A 16,300-nucleotide genomic window follows, 5' to 3' on the forward strand; every position below is an offset into this window, starting at 1 on the left:
TCAGTTGCGCTCGCGTCACGCACCACGGTTTACCGGAACTGGACCCGCTGCGAAGGTAAATCGCGCAGATTGATCACGACCGAATACGCGCCCTAGGCCAGTCGGAGGCCTCCCGGGTGCTCCTCCTCGATGATCCGGACCAGCCAGTCGAACACCGTCGGCCCCTTGCCGGCCCGGGCGGCGGCGAGGTCGGCGCGGACGTGCTCGCGGTTGGCGGGGTGGCAGTGGGCCAGCCGCAGTTCCAGCTGGCGGGCCGTCTCCGGGTAGCCGAGGTTGCGCCGGGAGACCGCGTGGTCGCGCCACTCGATCAGGTAGTCGCCGTCCTCGGGGGTGCCGTAACCGCCGCGCAGGCAGTCGGCGAAGGCGTCGAGGTTCCGGCCGAAGTAGCCGTCGCTGCCGATGGTCTCACCGACCACGTCCCAGAAGTCGTCCAGCGTGTGGATCCGGGTGCCAGCTATCACATAGGTCACGGTCACGGGGTCGAGGATATGCCGAGTGCGGTCGCCGGTGCGCCGGACTACCGGGCGACCGCGATGGCGGTGGCGAGCAGCCCGTCACCGACGGCCCAGCGGCCCTCGAAGCCCTCGATGCGGCGGCCGTTGACGTTCGGGCCGGGGACGAGCAGGCGGGCGGTGAAGGAGCCGTCGGGGGAGAGGACCAGGTCGGCCTCGCTGAAGTCCAGGAACTGCTCGGTGAGCGGGAACCACGCCTTGTACACGGACTCCTTGGCGCTGAACAGGATGCGGTCCCACGGGGTGTCGGGGTGCTCGGCGAGCAGGTCGACGATCCGCTTCCCCTCCTCGGGCAGCGCGATGACGTCCAGGACGTCGTCCGGGAGCGGCAGGGCGGGCTCGGCGTCGATGCCGACCGAGGCGAGGTCGCCGGAGAGGGCGACGGCCGCCGCTCGGAAGCCCTCGCAGTGGGTGAGGCTGCCGACGACGCCGTCGGGCCAGCTCGGGGCGCCGCGCAGGCCGGGGACCAGCGGGCGGTAGGGGATGCCGAGGCGGGTGAGGGCGGTGCGGGCGCAGTGGCGGACGGTGGTGAACTCCCGGCGGCGCTTGGCCACCGCCTGGACGACGGCGGCCTCCTCGGCCGGTTCCAGCCGGGCCTCCGGCGGGTCGTCGTAGGACACCTCGGTCACGACGGCGTCCGGCAGCAGGTCCCTGATCACACGCTCCCCCTCGGTCGGTGCGCGGACGGCCGCCGCGCGGATCGAGCCTAACCGGGTGGGGGTGGTCCCGGCGGGCCTTCCGGGGAAGATCCACCCGGACCACCCGGACCACCCGGAGCACCGGGACCGCTGGGACCACTGGGACCACCGACACGCCGGGGCCACCGGCGCCCCGGGCCGTCACCCGAAGGCGGCCGCCGCCTCGCGCAGCGCCCGGGCGACGGTGGGACGGACGGACGGACGGTCGGAGAGCGAGCGAGCGGCGACAACAACGGCGGCGGTCGCTTTCGGCGCTCGTCCCGGTCGAGCGCAAACCGGCGCGTGCGGACGGATCCGCGGCCGAGCGCCGCGATGCTACGGTCGTCCCCACTGGGGCGGTTCGGCAGTGCGGCCGAGGTCGCGCGAGTGGTCGGCTTCCCGGCGAGCGAGGAATCCTCGGTCGTCAGCGGTGCCCGCCTCGCCGTGGACGGTGGAACGACCGCGATGCCGCCCGAAGCCCTGTTGCGCTGACACCTTGTTCGAGGAGGGCCCCGCTGTGCGTGCCGAACCGGTCGCCGACACACCGTACCTGGAGCTGGGCGAGGGCCCGCTGTGGGACCAGTCCGCGCAACTGCTGCGTTGGATCGGTATCCCCGACCGGCGGGTGCTCACCCTGGACCCGGCCTCGGGCGCGATCAGTTCGGTCGAACTCGACGTCACCCCCGGCACCTTGATGCCGTACGGCGACGGCGGGCTGATGCTCGCCACCGAGCGCGGCTTCGAGCGGCTCGACCCGGCCACCGGCCGCACCGCGCTGGTCGCCGCCGTCGAGGCCGACCGCCCGGACCGCCGGATGAACGACGGCAAGACCGACCCGTACGGCCGACCGGTCGCCGGCTCGATGGGGCGGGGGGAGCCGCGCGAGCCCGGATCGCTGTACCGGCTGGAGCGCGACGGCGGCGTCCGGGCGATCCTCGGCGGGCTCGACATCCCCAACGGCCTCGCCTGGCCGGAGCCCGACCGGCTCTGGCACATCGACACCACCACGCGCCGCATCGCCCTCTACCCCTACCCCGAGCACGGCCCCCTCGGCGAGCGGATCCGCACGCTCGACGTCTCCCACCTGCCGGGTTACCCGGACGGCATGACGCTCGACGCCGACGGAAACCTGTGGGTGGCGTTCTGGGACGGCTGGGCGGTGCACTGCCTCTCGCCCGAGGGCGAGGTGCTGGCGTCGGTCGAGCTGCCGGTGCCGCGCGTCACCAGTTGCGCCTTCGGCGGGCCGGACGGGCGGACGCTCTACATCACGTCCGCCCGGTCCGACCAGGAGCCGCTCTCCGGGGGCCTGTTCAGCGTCCGGCTGTGAGGGTGCCGGCTGTGAGGGTGCCGGATTCGAGGGTGCCGGATTCGAGGGGGCCGCGCCCCTACTGCCCGAGCAGGCGGGCGAAGTCCAGCCCGAGGCTGCCGAGCACCGGCAGCGCGCCGAGGTCGGTGACGCCGCCGACGGGGATGTTGTAGCCCTGGTTCACCGCGCGGGGCACGGGTGCGGCGTTGGCGGGTGCGGCGGCGGCCGGGATCAGGGCGGCGCCGAGGAGCAGGGCGGCGAGTGCGGTGCGCATGGGGCGGGGCCTCCGGGGGTGGGCGTGGTGGCCTGTCAACACCCTGCGGCGCGACGCGGTCACGTATCTTCGCCCCTTCGGCCGTATTGGTAAAGATTCCTGACTTGTGTTCATGTCAACATGGCGGCGGTCTGGACCACGCCACCGTCGAGCGCATACGTTCTCTTCACTCGGACGGGCATCGGGCGGTTTCGCTGAACCCTCGTGCGGCTTCGGCGACTTCTGCCTGTCATGCCCATGGCTAGAGAACCGGAGGGAACCATGCGCGCCATCAGCAAGAACCTCAGGATCCTCGCGGGCGCCCCGCTCGCGGCCGCCGCCCTCATCGCCCTCACCGCCGGCACCGCCAGCGCGGCGATACCGATCAACACGCCCATGGCCGGCAAGGCCACCTACTACAACGACGCCGGCTACGGCGCCTGCGGCACCCAGATCAACGCCTCCAACCAGATGCTCGTCGCGGTCTCCCACACCTGGTGGACCAGCGCCAACCCCAACAACGACCCCCTGTGTCAGGGCATTTCGGTCAAGGTCAGCTACCAGGGCAAGACCGTCACCGTCCCCGTCCGGGACAAGTGCCCCTCCTGCGATGCCAGCCACCTCGACCTCAGCCAGCCCGCGTTCGCCCAGCTGGCCCCGCTCGGCCAGGGCGTCATCAACGGCCTCACCTGGCAGTTCGTCAAGGCCGGCCTGAACGGCAAGACCGTCGAACTCTCCGAGCCCGTCACCGGCTCGACCATCGGCTGAGACGGCGGATGAGTGACCGTGCCCGCCCCGTGACGCGGGGCCGGGCACGGTCGTCGCCCGGGTTCCGCTCTCAGCGCCTCAGCGCCTCAGCGCCTCAGCGGCAGAGCGCGGCGTCGACGGCGTCGGCGACGCGCTGCTTGACATCGGCGGACGGCAGGGTGGTGACGGCGATGTCGGCGGCGCGGCCGTCCTCGGTGACACCACCGCGGGTCACGTAGCCCGGGAGCGTGCCGCCGTGGCCCCAGTACACACCCCCGCAGGACAGCGGACGGCTGGCGAGCCCCAGCCCGTAACGGCCGCCGGGGCCCATGTACTCGGCGGGGACGGTCACCTGCATCTGGGCGAGCTGGGCCGGGGCCAGCAACTCGCCGCCGAGCAGGGCGCGGAAGAAGCGGTTGAGGTCGCTGTTCGTGGACACCAGGGCGCCGGCCGTCCAGGCCCAGGACATGTCCTGCTCGGTGACGTCCAGCGGCTGGTCACCGGGCTCCTCGGTGTAGTAGCCGTGCGGGTGGCGCTCGTGCACCGTCATGTCGCCCTGGGCGGGGAAGTAGGTGTGGCGCAGGCCGATGCGGTCGATGACCCGCCGGGTGATCTCCTCGCCGACGGGCCGCCCGGTGACCTTCTGGATGATCAGACCGGCGATCAGGTAACCGGTGTTGCAGTACTTCCAGCCCTTGCCGGGCTCGAAGTCGGGCTTCTGGGCGAGCGCGAGGTCGAGCAGGTCGCGGGGCTCGTGGTACTGGGAGAGGCCCTGGTCGGGCAGGAAGTGGGTGTAGTCGGGCAGGCCGCTGGTGTGCTGGAGGATCTGGTGGACGGTGATCTTCCGCCCGTCGATGCGGCTGCCGTCGGCGCCGGTGCCGCGGACGAGGCCCGGCAGGTAGGTGTCGAGGGAGGCCTCCAGGTCGACCTTGCCCTCGGCGACGAGTTGCAGGACCACGACGGCCGTGAAGGACTTGGTGTTGCTGCCCGCCCGGACCTGCCCGTCCACCGGCACCGCCGCGCCGGTGGCCAGATCGCCCACCCCGGCCGTGTAGGTACGGGAGTGCCCGTTCCGGTCCCGCACGGTGGCCAGCGCGCCGGGCACACCGTCCTGCCGGACCAGCGCGTCGAGCCGCTGCTGCACGACGTCGGCCCGGGGGCCCGCCGCCTGGGCCGCGGGCGCGGCGGCCATGCCGAGCAGCAGTGCGCCCGCGGCGACGGCCGCTGCGCTGAGCCGGAGTGGTCGAGTCCTGTACGGCGTGGACGGGTTCACGGAGCGTCTCCTCTCGCCGGGCCGCGTGCCCGGGACTCCAGGGCACCACGCGGCACCGACGGCGGTCGTCCGCGCGCAGGAGGAGGCGGGGTCGGAGCCGTGGTCCTGATGGCCTACGACCTGCGGGGTATGAAAGCGGTTCAGCCGGCGCCGGTTCGCAGGGCGCGGCCTGCGGGTGCTGGAGCTGTTGGCGGACTGACAGGGTGGCTGGCCCGGCCCGGGGATCTTGGCAGTGTGGGGGTGTTCCGGCGTGGCCGGTGCGGCGTAGCGTCCGGGCAGGTCGGCGACGGGTGTGGGAGGTTCTGGTGGCGGTCAACGGCGAGGTGTCGTTCTGGTACGCGGCGAGCGGGCTGCCGGAGCCGGGGCCGGCGTTGCCCGGGAGCGCGGACGTCGACGTGTGTATCGTCGGCGGCGGGTACACCGGGCTGTGGACGGCGTACTACCTGAAGAAGGCGGAGCCGTCGCTGCGGATCGCGGTGCTGGAGCGCCGGTTCTGCGGCTACGGCGCCTCGGGGCGCAACGGCGGGTGGCTGTACAACGGGTTCGCGGGCCGGGGCGCGTTCGCGAAGCGGTACGGGCCGGGTGCGGCGGCGGCGATGCAGCGGGCGATGGACGAGGCGGTCGGGGAGGTCGTGGACGTCGCCGCCGCCGAGCGGATCGACGCGCACATCGTGCGTGGCGGCGTACTCGAAGTCGCTAGGAACAGCGCCCAGTTGGAGCGGCTCAAGGCTTTCGCCGCCGCCGAGCGGGCGTACGGTGAGGACCGCGTCGAGCTGCTGGGCGCCAAGGAGGCCGCCGACCGGATCGCCGTCGCGGGCGCCCTCGGCGGCACCTGGACGCCGTACGGTGCGCGGATCCAACCAGCGGAGTTGGTGCGCGGGCTGGCGCGGGTGGTGCGGGACCTCGGGGTGGCGGTGCACGAGGGGACGGCGGTGACGGCGATCCTGCCGGGCACCGCGTACGCCCGGCCGCGCGCGGTGACGCCGCAGGGCACGGTGACCGCCGAGTACGTGCTGCGCGCCACCGAGGGGTTCACGGCGGGCCTTCGCGGCGAGCGGCGGACCTGGCTGCCGATGAACTCGGCGATGATCGCCACCGAGCCGCTGCCGCCCGCCTTCTGGGCGGAAGCGGGCTGGCAGGGCCGCGAGGTGCTGGGCGACTTCGCGCACGCCTACATGTACGCGCAGCGCACCGCGGACGACCGGATCGCGCTGGGCGGCCGGGGTGTGCCGTACCGGTTCGGCTCGCGGACGGACGCGGACGGCGGCACCCAGGTGGAGACCGTGCGCCAGCTCCGGCAGATCCTGAACCGCTTCTTCCCGGCGGCCGCGAGCGCCCGGATCGACCACGCCTGGGCGGGCGTGCTCGGCGTGCCCCGGGACTGGTGCGCCACGGTGGAGCTGGACCGGGCGAGTGGCCTCGGCTGGGCGGGCGGGTACGTCGGCAGCGGGGTGACCACGACGAACCTGGCGGGCCGGACCCTGCGCGACCTGGTCCTCGGGCGGGACACCGGGCTGACCGGGCTGCCCTGGGTGGGCCACACCGTGCGCCGCTGGGAGCCCGAGCCGCTGCGCTGGATCGGGGTGCACGCGATGTACGCGGCCTACCACGCGGCGGACCGCCAGGAGGCGGGCGGACGGGCCACCACCTCGCCGATCGCCCGCGTCGCGGACGTCGTCTCCGGGAGGTGGTGAACACGACCGCGCGGATCCGGGTGTGAGGGAGCGGGCCCGCGCGGATCCGGGCGCCACCGAGCACGGTGGGCGGTAGCGGGCACGGTGGCGGATCGGCACCTCGGATCCGCCACCGTGCTCGCCACGGCCGTTCGGACGCTCCGCCGTGCAAAGCGGCCCGGGAGCAAGCACGGTGGGGGCGTGCTGAGGAGAACGCTGGTGGCCCTGTGCGCGCTGTGTGCCGGGTGCGCCCTGCTGTTCTGCGCGCCGGCGACCGGCGCGCAGGCCAGGTCGCCCGGGTGGGCGGTCGTGGTGGTGGACCAGGAGTCGCGTGGCGTCCTGGTGCTGCAGAGCGCCGAGGAGCTGATGGCCTACCGGGGCCCGGGGCGGCTGCCGGTCGTGTGGGGCTGGAGCGCCGACCGGGCGGCCGGGCTCGCGGACCTGACGCCCGCGCGGAGCTGGACGAATCCGGACGAGGCGAAGAGCCGGGTCCGGCAGGGCCGGCGCTACCTGCTGACCACCGCCTCCGGCGGGTTGGCCGCCGTCGTGGACACCACCACCGGCGCGACCCACTGGGCGGCGGACCTGGGTGGGGCGGCCAATCCGCACAGCATCGAGCTGCTGCCGGACGGCAATGTCGCGGTCGCGGCGAGCGGCGGCGGGTGGGTGCGGCTGTACGCGGCTTCGCAGGGGCCGCGTGCCACCGCCCACGCCGGCTACCCGCTCCCGGGCGCGCACGGCGTGCACTGGGACGGCCGGACGGGCCTGCTCTGGGTGCTCGGCGACGACGTGCTGACCGCGCTGCGGGTGGGCGGCACCCCGGCGGCGCCCACCCTGACCGCCGTCCGGTCGACGCCGCTGCCCGACCACGGCGGGCACGACCTCGCGCCGGTGCTGGCCGAGCCAGGGCGGTTCTGGGTGAGCACGCTGGCCGGCCTGTGGCGGTACGACCCGGCGGCCGACCGCTTCACCGCCGTGCGGCTGGGCGGCCCCGCAGCGGTCCGGGACGTGAAGAGCGTCGGGGACGAGCCCGGCACCGGACGGTTGCTGACGGTGGCCCCCGACCACAGCGGGCCGTGCTCCTGGTGCACCTCGGTGATCACCCTGCACCGGCCGGACGGGACGCGGATGCTGCGGGGGACGCATCTCTACAAGGCGAGGTGGTGGGGAGGCTGGTAGCAGATCTTCGACGTGCAGGTGCCGGTTTCGGGGTTCGGGTCGCCGATGCCACCCGTTCTGCCGACGGCATTCGGATGATGGGGCATATTGTGTACCCCGGCAAACTACTCCAATAGAAGTGAGTTTCCCGTCGCCGTCCGTAAACCATCCGTCGACCGTGTCGGCTTGGGATAGCGTCGAAGGCGTCGGGGGGCCGACACCGATTCGGTGTATTCGAACACCAGTTACCGGGCCGTAATGGCCGGAATGAGTCATGGAGAAAAACGTGTCGAATCTGATGCCGGAAAACATGCCGGAGAAAATGCCGGACACCGTCGACGACCTGCAGCTCGCGGCGGAATCGCTGGCCGCTTTCCCGGCCCGGGGCGCGGCCGTCGGCGCCGATGTCACCGAACGTCTCGCGGCGGTCGCCGAACTCTGCCGGTCGGTCGACGCGGTGCTCGACAGCCTGGTCGTCCAGGTCGCCGCGGAGGCGGCCGAGGAGGGTTGGACGGCGGCCCGGATGGCGGCGGAACAGTCCGGTTACTACGCCAGGTTGCGCCGGGCGCTGCTCCCCGCCGCGACCGGTGCCGGGCTGACGCAGCAGTGAGCGCGCTGCACCCGGGCGTGCACGTGCTGTCCTGCCCCACCCGGTGGAGCGACGTCGACGAGAACGGGCACATCAACAACGCCCGACTGGTCGGCTACGTCCAGGAGGGGATTTACGACATGTTCTGCCACCACGAGACCGCCGTCCGGGACGCCCTGTTCCCGTCCGGATTCATTATCGCGCGACACGAGATCGATTTTCTGGAGCAGTTGTACCACCGGCCCGAGCCATTGTCGGTGCAGTTGACGGTTGAACGGATCGGGCGAAGTTCCATGCATATCGTGGTGGATGTCTGCCGTGACCCGCTCACCTTTATGCGGGCCAGGACCGTGGTGGTCGCACGGGACCGTGAGTCCGGCCGCTCGCGCAAACTCAGTTCGAACGAGCGCAGTTTTCTCGAGGCGTTTATGCCGGACGCGGTGCGGGTCCCCACTGCGCAGGCTGTGCCCGCCGCACCGGCCGCGCCGGTCACGGGGCCTCCGCCGCAGCGCGTGGCGGCCCGCTCGGGCGCCGCTCTGCCGCACCGCACCCGCAGACGGTGTCGGGCGTCGGCGGCCTGACACCCGGGCCCCTGGTGGCCCCGCGCCGGGCAGGGCGCGGGCCGGCGGCGTGATCGACAACGGCGTCGATCCGTCCGGCCGGTCTCCCTGCCGCCGTGCCGCCGCGCCGCAGTACGCTGAGCAGCACGGGTACCGGCGAACCCCAGGCGGTCACAGACCGTGACGGCGCAGCCGACCGGACCTCGCCGCCACCAGCCGTCCGCCACGGGCCGTCCGCCACCAGCCGTCCGCCACGGGCCGTCCGCCACCAGCCGTCCGCCACGGGCCGTCCGCCACCAGCCGTCCGCCACCACCGGGCCACCGGGCCAGGGACCGCCCGCGAGAGGGCCGGCGGCTCTCGGCCTCCGGCTTCCGGGCGGAGCGCAGCCGGTCCCGCCGACCGGAAGGAGGACGCGATGACCATCTCCCCGGAGGACTTCCGCGCCCGCGTCGTCGACTGCGGGGAGTACCCGAGCGAGGCGGAGGCGGAGCACGCCATCCGGGTCGTGCTCGCACTGCTCGGTGAGCACCTGGTCGGGGCCGAACGGGCCGAGCTCGCCGAGGTGCTGCCCGAGGCGTACGCCCCGCTGCTGCGCGATGCCGGGCCCGCCGCCGAACCGCTGACCGCCGAGCGCTTCGTGCGCGGCGTGGTCGGCTGGATCGACGGCGCTACCGAGGCGACCGGGCCGTGGGACATCGGGGCCGTGCTCGGCACCCTCGCCGACCTGGCCCCGCAGGAGCTGGTCGACCGCGTGGTCGAGCAGCTCCCGGACGGCTACGACCTGCTGTTCGGCCACCCGGTGCCGGCCTGGGCCGGCGCGCCGGTGGTGGCCCGGAACAGCTCCGCACCCCGGCCGGTCAGCTCGACCGGCCCGGCGCCCGGCCGCAGGTAGACGGACGCGCCCCGGGGGAGGTCGAGGTCCGCGAAGCCGGGGGCGTGCAGTCGGGCGCGGCCCTCGACGCACAGCAGGATCTGCGGGGTGGGTAGCTCGGCGCGGACGGCGGCCGGGCCGGGGCGCAGCCGGGAGAGCCTGAACTCCTCGGCGGGGGAGGAGAATTCGTCCTCGAACCGGTCGCCCGGGAGCGCCGCGAGGACCTGCGGTTCACCGGTGCGGAAGGACGTGACCGCCAGCAGGCCGTCGACGTCGACGTGCTTGGGGGTGAGCCCGCAGCGCAGCACGTTGTCCGAGTTGGCCATCAACTCCACGCCCACGCCCCGGAGATAGGCGTGCGGCACCCCGGCGTCCAGGTAGAGGGCCTGGCCCGCCGTGAGCCGGACGTGGTTGAGCAGCAGGGCGGCGATCAGGCCCGGGTCGCCGGGGTACTGCGCGGCGGCGCGGGCGTAGCCGGCGCAGGCCTCGGCGAACGGGCCGCCCTCGGCCGCGAGCCGGTGCAACGCCCTGGTCACGTCGGCGAGTTGGGGTCGGGTAGGTCGGTCCTCGGCCAGAGCCCGGCGCAGCAGCGCGGGCAGGGCCTCGGCGGCGGGGCGCGCGCGGAGGTCGTCCGCCCAGGGGGCGAGCAGCGGGACGGCGAGCGCGTCCAGCAGCCGGGCCGTTCCGGGCGCCGGGCGGAAGCCGCACAGCGCTTCGAAGTCCCCGAGGGCGCAGATGAGTTCGGGCTTGTGCCCGGGGTCCTTGAAGACTCGTTCGGGTGCGTCGAGCGGGATCCCGCGGGCCTCCTCGGCCGCGTACCCGGCCGCCGCCTGGGTCCGGGTCGGGTGGACCTGGAGGGAGAGCGCCCGGTCGGCGGCCAGCACCTTGAACAGGAACGGCAGCGCCGGGCCGAACCGCCCCACGGTGTCCGGCCCGAGCATGGCGTTCGGGTACCGCTGGATGAGTTCGTCCAGCGGCTGTGGTCGGCCGGCGCCGTCCGGAGCCAGCAGCTCGGAGGGCGCCGACGGGTGTGCGCCCATCCACAGTTCGGCCTGCGGGGCTCCGGTCGGCGCGGTGCCGGTCAGCGCGGGGATGGCGGTGGGCGAGCCCCACGCGTACGGGCGGACCGGGTTGTGGAGCAGGGCGAAGGGCGGGAGCGACATGGCGCGGCCTCCGAGGGGTCGGGTCAGCGGCAGAGCGCGGCCGCGCCGATCAGCCCGGCATCGGTGCCGAGTTCGGCGCGGCGGACGTCGAGGCCGCGGATGTAGGACAGCGTGGCGTAGCGGTCGAGGTGGCGGGCGAGCGGTGCGAACAGGACGTCGCCGGCGGTGGCGACGCCGCCGCCGACCACCACCCGGTCGAGGTCGACCAGGGCCGCGGTGGCGGCGATCCCGGCGGCGAGGGCCTGGGCGGCGCGGTCGAAGGAGGCGAGCGCGACCGGGTCGCCCGCCTCGGCGTCGGCGGCGACGGCCCGGGCCGAGCGGTCCTCCCCGGCCGGGCGCCAGCCCTCGGCGAGGGCCCGGCGGGCGATGGCGGTGCCGCTGGCGAGGCCCTCCAGGCAGCCGCGCGAGCCGCACGGGCAGGGCTCGCCGTCCAGGTCGACGGTGATGTGGCCGAGGTGGCCGGCGTTGCCGCTCGGGCCGGGGCGGACGGCGCCGTCGAGCACCAGCCCGGCGCCGACCCCGGTCGACACCACCAGGCACAGCGCGTTGGCCGCGTCCCGGGCGGCGCCCTGCCAGTGCTCGGCGGCGGCCATCGCGACGCCGTCCCCGGCCAGGTGGACGGGCAGCCGCCGGGCGGCGACCGCCGGGTGCGCGGCGACCTCGGCGACCAGCGGGAAGTCGAGCCAGCCGGGGATGTTGACGGGGCTGACGGTGCCGGCGACGAGGTCGACCGGGCCGGCGCTGCCGATCCCGACGGCCGTCACGGCGGCCCAGTCGGCGGTGGCGGCGAGCCGGTCCAGCACCTCGTGCACGACGGCGAGCACGGCTGCGCCCGGCTCCCGGGCCGGGGTGGGCAGTTGGTGCCGGTGCCGCAGCTGCCCGTGGCCGTCGACCAGCGCACCGGCGATCTTGGTGCCGCCGATGTCCACGGCGGCGAACAGCGGGGTGGCGGCGGGCGGCGGGGCGAGGGTCATCGCGGCGGGCTCCAGGCGGGTTCGGGCGGGGGCGGCGCCCCGGCGGGCGGGCCGGGGCGCCGATCAGCGTAGTGCGGCAGGCGGGGCGCGGCATATGGCGTGCGGTGGCCCTGACAGCGGGGCCCCGCACGCCATATGCCGGCGGTGCTCAGCCCGCCGCGCTCAGGCGCAGCGTGACCAGCTCGAACGGCCGCAGCGCCAGCCGCACCGCGCCGTCCTCCACGGTCACCTCGCCGCGGGTGCCGTCCCAGGGCCGCTCCAGCAGGTCGCAGGGGACGGCGCCGGCCAGCGGGTAGGAGGTGGTGAGCAGGCCCCGGGCGCGGCCGCCGCCCGCCTCGTAGACCCGGACGATCAGGTCGCCGCTGCGGTCGTCGGCGAGCTTGACCGCGCTGACGACCAGCGCGTCGTTGTCCAGCCGCACCAGCGGCGCGACCTGCTCGGCGCTGCCGGTGACGCGCCGCTCGGGCAGGCCGATCCGGTAGCCCTCGCGGACGGCGTCGCCGATCGCCGCGCCCGGGACGAGGGCGTGCCGGAAGCGGTGCAGGCCCTGGTCGGTCTTCGGGTCGGGGAAGCGGGGCGCGCGCAGCAGCGAGAAGCGGACCGTGGTGGTGGTGCCGCCGTCGGTGTCGCGCACGGCGCGGGTGACGTCGTGGCCGTAGGTGGAGGCGGTGACGAGGGCGACGCCCCAGCCGGGCTCGTCGAGGTGGACGAAGCGGTGGTTGCAGGCCTCGAACTTGGCGGCGTCCCAGCTGGTGTTGGTGTGGGTGGGCCGGTAGAGGTGGCCGAACTGGGTCTCGGCGGCGTAGCGCTCGGTGTGCACGTCCAGCGGGAACGCGGCCTTGAGGAACTTCTCGGTCTCGTGCCAGTCGACCTCGGTGTCGATGTCGAGCCGCTGCTCGCCCGCCCGCAGGGTGAGGGTCTGGACGACGGTGGACGAGCCGAAGGAGCGCGCCACTCGGACGGCGGCCTGGTCGGGGGCGGAGAGCGCCGTCAGCGCGTCCACGGCGGTCAGGTCGGTGACGGTGTTGCGGTAGAACTGGTCGACGTCCCAGGCGTCCCACATGTTGGGGAAGTCCGGGTGCAGCTGGAGCAGGTTGGCCCGGGTGCCGGGGGCGACGCTCTCCCGGCCGCTCGCCACCTCGACCACCGACGCCACCAGGCCGTCGGCGTCCACGACCACGTCCAGCAGCCCGTTGCGCAGCAGGAAGCCGCCCTCGGGCCGCTCGACGACCTCGCAGGCGCCCGCGCCGAACACGGCCGGTGCGGCCCCGCCGGCCGGGACGGCCGAGCGCGGGTGCGGCGCCGAGTTGAACACCAGCTCGCGCCCGCCGGCGGTGTCCCCGGCGAGGGCCTGCTGGGCGCCGTCGATCAGCGAGTCCAGTTCCGCGGCCAGCGCCGCGTACGTCGCCTCGGCCTCGCGGTGCACCCAGGCGATGGAGGAGCCGGGCAGGATGTCGTGGAACTGGTGCAGCAGGACGGTCTTCCAGATCCGGTCCAGTTGCTCGTACGGGTAGGCCGCACCGGTGCGCAACGAGGCGGTGGCGCACCAGAGTTCGGCCTCGCGGAGTAGGTTCTCGCTGCGCCGGTTGCCCTGCTTGGTCTTCGCCTGGCTGGTCAGGGTGGCCCGGTGCAGCTCCAGGTAGAGCTCGCCGACCCAGACCGGCGGGTTCGGGTACTCGGCCTCGGCCTTGGCGAAGAACTCGGCGGGCTTCTCCCAGCGGACGGTGGCCGAGCCCTCCAGGTCCTTCATCCGGCCCGCCTTGGCGACCATCTCGCGGGTGGTGCCGCCGCCGCCGTCGCCCCAGCCGGTCGGGGCGAGCGAGTGCCGGGCCACCCCCTTGTCCTTGAAGTTCTTCGCCGCGTGGGCGATCTCGCTGCCCTTCATGGAGCAGTTGTAGGTGTCCACGGGCGGGAAGTGGGTGAAGATCCTCGTCCCGTCGATGCCCTCCCAGAGGAAGGTGTGGTGCGGGAACTTGTTGATCTGGCTCCACGAGATCTTCTGCGTCAGCAGCCACTTGGAGCCCGCGTTGCGGATGATCTGCGGCAGGCCGCCGGTGAAGCCGAAGGTGTCGGGCAGCCACGCCTCGTGGTTCTCCACCCCGAACTCGTCCAGGAAGAACCGCTTGCCGTGCACGAACTGCCGGGCCATCGCCTCCGAGCTGGGCATGTTGGTGTCGGACTCGACCCACATGCCGCCGGCCGGGACGAACCGGCCCTCGGCCACCGCCTTCTGCACCCGGGCGTACACCTCGGGGCGGTGCTCCTTGATCCAGGCGAACTGCTGCGCCTGGGACATGGTGTAGAGGAAGTCCGGCTCGTCCTCCAGCAGCGCGGTCATGTTGGCGGTGGTGCGCGCCACCTTGCGGACGGTCTCGCGCAGCGGCCAGAGCCAGGCCGAGTCGATGTGCGCGTGGCCGATCGCACTGATCCGGTGCGCGGACGGCACGGCGGGCGCGGCCAGCACGTCGGCGAGCTCCGAACGGGCGGCGGCCGCCGTGCCGTTGACGTCCTGGAGGTCGATCGCGTCGAGCGCCCGCTCGACCGCGCGCAGGACGTCCCAGCGGCGGGCGCCGTCCACCGGCAGCTCGGCCATCAGCTCGCCGAGCACCTCCAGGTCGATCACCAGCTGCCAGACCGTCTCGTCGAAGACGGCGAGGTCCATCCGGGTCAGCTTGTACTGCGGCTGGTCGCCGGCGGTGTCCTTGTCGCCCAACTCGGTGGGCAGGAAGGGGTGGTAGTCCAGGATGACCGGGTTGGAGGCGGCCTCGACGTGCAGCAGCACCTGCTCGCCGCCGGCCGCGGGGGCGGCGACGCGCACCCACTGGTTCTGCGGGTTGAGGCCCTTCACCGGGGTGCCGTCCGGGCGGTAGACCAGGCCCTCGCACTGGAAGCCGGGCATGTTGGCGTCGAAGCCGAGGTCGATCAGCGCCTCGACCGTCCGCCCGGCCCAGGCCTGCGGCACGGTGCCGGTCACGGTGATCCAGCTGGTGCCCCACGGCGCGCCCCAGGCGTCGCCGACCGCGATCGGGGTGCGCGGCGCGGCCAGGCCCTCGGCGACCGGGACGGGCTCGCCGGGTGCCGTCCAGATGCCGACCTCCAGCGGGACGGACTCGGGGTAGACGGCCGGGCGGATGCGCTCGTCCAGGACGCGATTGAGGCGGGACTCGACCAGCGTGCGGTCATCGTGCATGTCAGCGGGCTCCGTTGCGTGACTGAGGGGTAACGGCTGAGGCGAAGGGTCAGAGAGAAGGTACGTCGTCCGGGTGGACCACCTCGGTGATCCCGCGCGCGGCCAGGTGGGCCTGGTCCTCGGCGTGTTCGGCGAGGACGGTGGTCGGGCGGGCGCCCGCCTCGGCGAGGCGCATGAACGCCTCGTAGACGGCGCCGCCGGGCCCGCAGACCGAGCGCTTGGGCGCGGTCACCTCGTCCCCGGTGGCCACCACCACGGCGGTGGTGCGCGGCTCCGGCGGCTGCCAGGAGCGGCGCGCCTCGGCGGCGGCCTCGGCCAGCCGGGCGCCGGCCGGCTTGACCGCGCGGTCGGTGGTGAGCAGGCCGAGGCTGTACTCCAGCTCGGGGAAGTCGGCCAGCGAGCGGTCCACGTCGTGCGAGCACCACCAGGTGACGCCCCACACGTCCGGGCAGTCGAGTACGGCCTCGACGGTGGCGCCGGTGAACCGGGCGGCGTCCTCGGCGGTGATGTGCGGGGCGGGGGCGCCGACCTCCTGCAGCCAGACCGGGCGGGCCGGGTCGTCCGCCCAGGCCTTGGAGAGCTCGACCAGGTAGGCGGCGTGCTGTGCGGTGGCGGTGGAGTGGGCGCCGTAGCGCTGGGCGGTGCCGTTGAACACCCAGGAGTGCACGGCGGTGGCGGCGCCGATCCGGGCCGAGTGCCAGGGGGTGAACGGGTGTTCGTCCAGGTACCAGGCGGCGTCGTAGGAGGCGTGCAGGTGCATCCGGCCGGGCGCGCCCTGCTCGCAGGCGTCGAGCATCCGGCGCAGCCAGGCGTCGGCCTGCCCGGGGGTGATCCGGTCGGGGTCGGGGTGGGGTTCGCCGGAGAACTGGTTGATCTCGTTGCCGAGCGTCATGCCGAGGAAGTTGGGCCGCTCGTGCAGCGCCTCGGCGAGGGTGCGCAGGTAGGCGGCCTGGCCGTCGAGGACCTCGGGGTCGGTGAAGATGTTCCGCCGGTGCCAGGTCTGCGTCCAGGAGGGCAGGAAGTCGAAGCTCGACAGGTGGCCCTGGAGGCCGTCCACCGCGACGTCCAGTCCGCGTTCGCCGGCCGCGTCCACCAGGGCCGCCAGCTGCTCGACGGCGCGCGGGCGGATCAGGGTGCGGTTGGGCTGGAACAGCGGCCAGAGCGGGAAGACCCGGACGTGGTCCAGGCCGAGTGCGGCGATGGAGTCGAAGTCGGCGCGGACGGCGTCGAGGTCGAAGTCGAGCCAGTGGTGGAACCAGCCGGCGCTGGGCGTGTAGTTGACGCCGAAGCGGGGGCGCTGCGGTGCGGGGGTGCTCATGGGCGGGTGATTCCTCAACGGGTGTGGGGCGAACG

The 16,300-nt window shown here is 74.0% G+C and carries 16 protein-coding genes; 8 read left to right on the top strand and 8 right to left on the bottom strand.

Annotated elements, in window-relative coordinates:
• Window positions 1-92 precede the first annotated feature (92 nt).
• Together ABT015_RS19840 and ABT015_RS19845 are read right to left on the bottom strand one after the other, a co-directional pair.
• Window positions 93-476, bottom strand: coding sequence for a barstar family protein (locus ABT015_RS19840; RefSeq protein ID WP_350880725.1), 384 nt, complete (start codon window positions 474-476; stop codon window positions 93-95).
• A 41-nt stretch (window positions 477-517) separates the two neighbouring features.
• A complete protein-coding gene (locus ABT015_RS19845; protein ID WP_350880727.1) occupies window positions 518-1,171 on the bottom strand; it encodes a 4'-phosphopantetheinyl transferase family protein in 654 nt (217 codons plus the stop codon).
• A 321-nt stretch (window positions 1,172-1,492) separates the two neighbouring features.
• On the opposite strand from ABT015_RS19845, the gene ABT015_RS19850 reads away from it, so the two are divergent.
• Entirely contained in the window at window positions 1,493-1,681 is a 189-nt protein-coding gene (locus ABT015_RS19850) for an SDR family oxidoreductase (RefSeq protein WP_350880729.1), read from the top strand.
• Between the two features lie 25 nt (window positions 1,682-1,706).
• Window positions 1,707-2,516, top strand: a complete 810-nt coding sequence (locus tag ABT015_RS19855; RefSeq protein WP_350880731.1) for an SMP-30/gluconolactonase/LRE family protein — start codon at window positions 1,707-1,709, stop codon at window positions 2,514-2,516.
• Between the two features lie 58 nt (window positions 2,517-2,574).
• Here the strand turns inward: ABT015_RS19855 and ABT015_RS19860 are convergent, their stop codons facing one another.
• A complete protein-coding gene (locus ABT015_RS19860) occupies window positions 2,575-2,769 on the bottom strand; it encodes a hypothetical protein (RefSeq protein ID WP_350880733.1) in 195 nt (64 codons plus the stop codon).
• A 261-nt stretch (window positions 2,770-3,030) separates the two neighbouring features.
• Here ABT015_RS19860 and ABT015_RS19865 point away from each other — a divergent pair, with 261 nt between their 5' ends.
• Window positions 3,031-3,516, top strand: coding sequence for a cysteine/serine endopeptidase inhibitor (locus ABT015_RS19865; RefSeq protein ID WP_350880735.1), 486 nt, complete (start codon window positions 3,031-3,033; stop codon window positions 3,514-3,516).
• A 94-nt stretch (window positions 3,517-3,610) separates the two neighbouring features.
• On the opposite strand, the gene ABT015_RS19870 is transcribed toward ABT015_RS19865, so the two are convergent.
• The gene (locus tag ABT015_RS19870) at window positions 3,611-4,768 is read right to left on the bottom strand and encodes a serine hydrolase domain-containing protein (protein ID WP_502897356.1); all 1,158 of its coding nucleotides are present in this window, start codon (window positions 4,766-4,768) and stop codon (window positions 3,611-3,613) included.
• Window positions 4,769-5,070: 302 nt separating this feature from the next.
• On the opposite strand from ABT015_RS19870, the gene ABT015_RS19875 reads away from it, so the two are divergent.
• The 5 genes from ABT015_RS19875 to ABT015_RS19895 all read left to right on the top strand — a co-directional run bounded on the left by ABT015_RS19875 (window position 5,071) and on the right by ABT015_RS19895 (window position 9,641).
• Complete coding sequence (locus tag ABT015_RS19875) at window positions 5,071-6,462, top strand: NAD(P)/FAD-dependent oxidoreductase (RefSeq protein ID WP_350880903.1); 1,392 nt, start codon at window positions 5,071-5,073, stop codon at window positions 6,460-6,462.
• 180 nt (window positions 6,463-6,642) lie between these two features.
• Window positions 6,643-7,620 carry a DUF6528 family protein gene (locus tag ABT015_RS19880; protein WP_350880737.1) on the top strand — a complete coding sequence of 326 codons (978 nt, stop codon included), beginning with the start codon at window positions 6,643-6,645 and terminating at the stop codon, window positions 7,618-7,620.
• A gap of 289 nt (window positions 7,621-7,909) precedes the next feature.
• Complete coding sequence (locus tag ABT015_RS19885; RefSeq protein WP_350880739.1) at window positions 7,910-8,209, top strand: hypothetical protein; 300 nt, start codon at window positions 7,910-7,912, stop codon at window positions 8,207-8,209.
• Window positions 8,206-8,769 (top strand): acyl-CoA thioesterase, encoded by a 564-nt coding sequence (locus tag ABT015_RS19890; RefSeq protein WP_350880741.1) that lies wholly within the window; start codon window positions 8,206-8,208, stop codon window positions 8,767-8,769. Before ABT015_RS19885 ends, ABT015_RS19890 begins: the two co-directional genes overlap by 4 nt.
• A gap of 395 nt (window positions 8,770-9,164) precedes the next feature.
• The gene (locus ABT015_RS19895; RefSeq protein ID WP_350880743.1) at window positions 9,165-9,641 is read left to right on the top strand and encodes a DUF2267 domain-containing protein; all 477 of its coding nucleotides are present in this window, start codon (window positions 9,165-9,167) and stop codon (window positions 9,639-9,641) included.
• Here the strand turns inward: ABT015_RS19895 and manA are convergent.
• From manA to ABT015_RS19915, 4 genes are all read right to left on the bottom strand, one after another.
• Complete coding sequence (gene manA, locus ABT015_RS19900) at window positions 9,524-10,783, bottom strand: mannose-6-phosphate isomerase, class I (protein ID WP_350880745.1); 1,260 nt, start codon at window positions 10,781-10,783, stop codon at window positions 9,524-9,526. The two genes, ABT015_RS19895 and manA, sit on opposite strands and share 118 nt — an antisense overlap.
• Window positions 10,784-10,806: 23 nt before the next feature.
• Window positions 10,807-11,757: an ROK family protein gene (locus tag ABT015_RS19905; RefSeq protein WP_350880747.1), complete on the bottom strand. Its 951-nt coding sequence runs from the start codon at window positions 11,755-11,757 to the stop codon at window positions 10,807-10,809.
• A 148-nt stretch (window positions 11,758-11,905) separates the two neighbouring features.
• Complete coding sequence (locus ABT015_RS19910) at window positions 11,906-14,947, bottom strand: alpha-mannosidase (protein ID WP_350880749.1); 3,042 nt, start codon at window positions 14,945-14,947, stop codon at window positions 11,906-11,908.
• A 49-nt stretch (window positions 14,948-14,996) separates the two neighbouring features.
• A complete protein-coding gene (locus ABT015_RS19915; protein ID WP_350880752.1) occupies window positions 14,997-16,265 on the bottom strand; it encodes a glycoside hydrolase 5 family protein in 1,269 nt (422 codons plus the stop codon).
• Window positions 16,266-16,300 lie beyond the last annotated feature (35 nt).

Source organism: Kitasatospora sp. NPDC094016 (assembly GCF_040304045.1).
Lineage (GTDB): Bacteria > Actinomycetota > Actinomycetes > Streptomycetales > Streptomycetaceae > Kitasatospora.

Excerpts from the sequence above, each read along its gene's own strand:
- manA (WP_350880745.1), bottom strand. The coding sequence starts at position 10,783 with ATGTCGCTCCCGCCCTTCGCCCTGCTCCACAACCCGGTCCGCCCGTAC.
- ABT015_RS19910 (WP_350880749.1), bottom strand. The coding sequence starts at position 14,947 with ATGCACGATGACCGCACGCTGGTCGAGTCCCGCCTCAATCGCGTCCTG.
- ABT015_RS19860 (WP_350880733.1), bottom strand. The coding sequence starts at position 2,769 with ATGCGCACCGCACTCGCCGCCCTGCTCCTCGGCGCCGCCCTGATCCCG.
- ABT015_RS19865 (WP_350880735.1), top strand. The coding sequence starts at position 3,031 with ATGCGCGCCATCAGCAAGAACCTCAGGATCCTCGCGGGCGCCCCGCTC.
- ABT015_RS19885 (WP_350880739.1), top strand. The coding sequence starts at position 7,910 with ATGCCGGAGAAAATGCCGGACACCGTCGACGACCTGCAGCTCGCGGCG.
- ABT015_RS19905 (WP_350880747.1), bottom strand. The coding sequence starts at position 11,757 with ATGACCCTCGCCCCGCCGCCCGCCGCCACCCCGCTGTTCGCCGCCGTG.
- ABT015_RS19895 (WP_350880743.1), top strand. The coding sequence starts at position 9,165 with ATGACCATCTCCCCGGAGGACTTCCGCGCCCGCGTCGTCGACTGCGGG.
- ABT015_RS19915 (WP_350880752.1), bottom strand. The coding sequence starts at position 16,265 with ATGAGCACCCCCGCACCGCAGCGCCCCCGCTTCGGCGTCAACTACACG.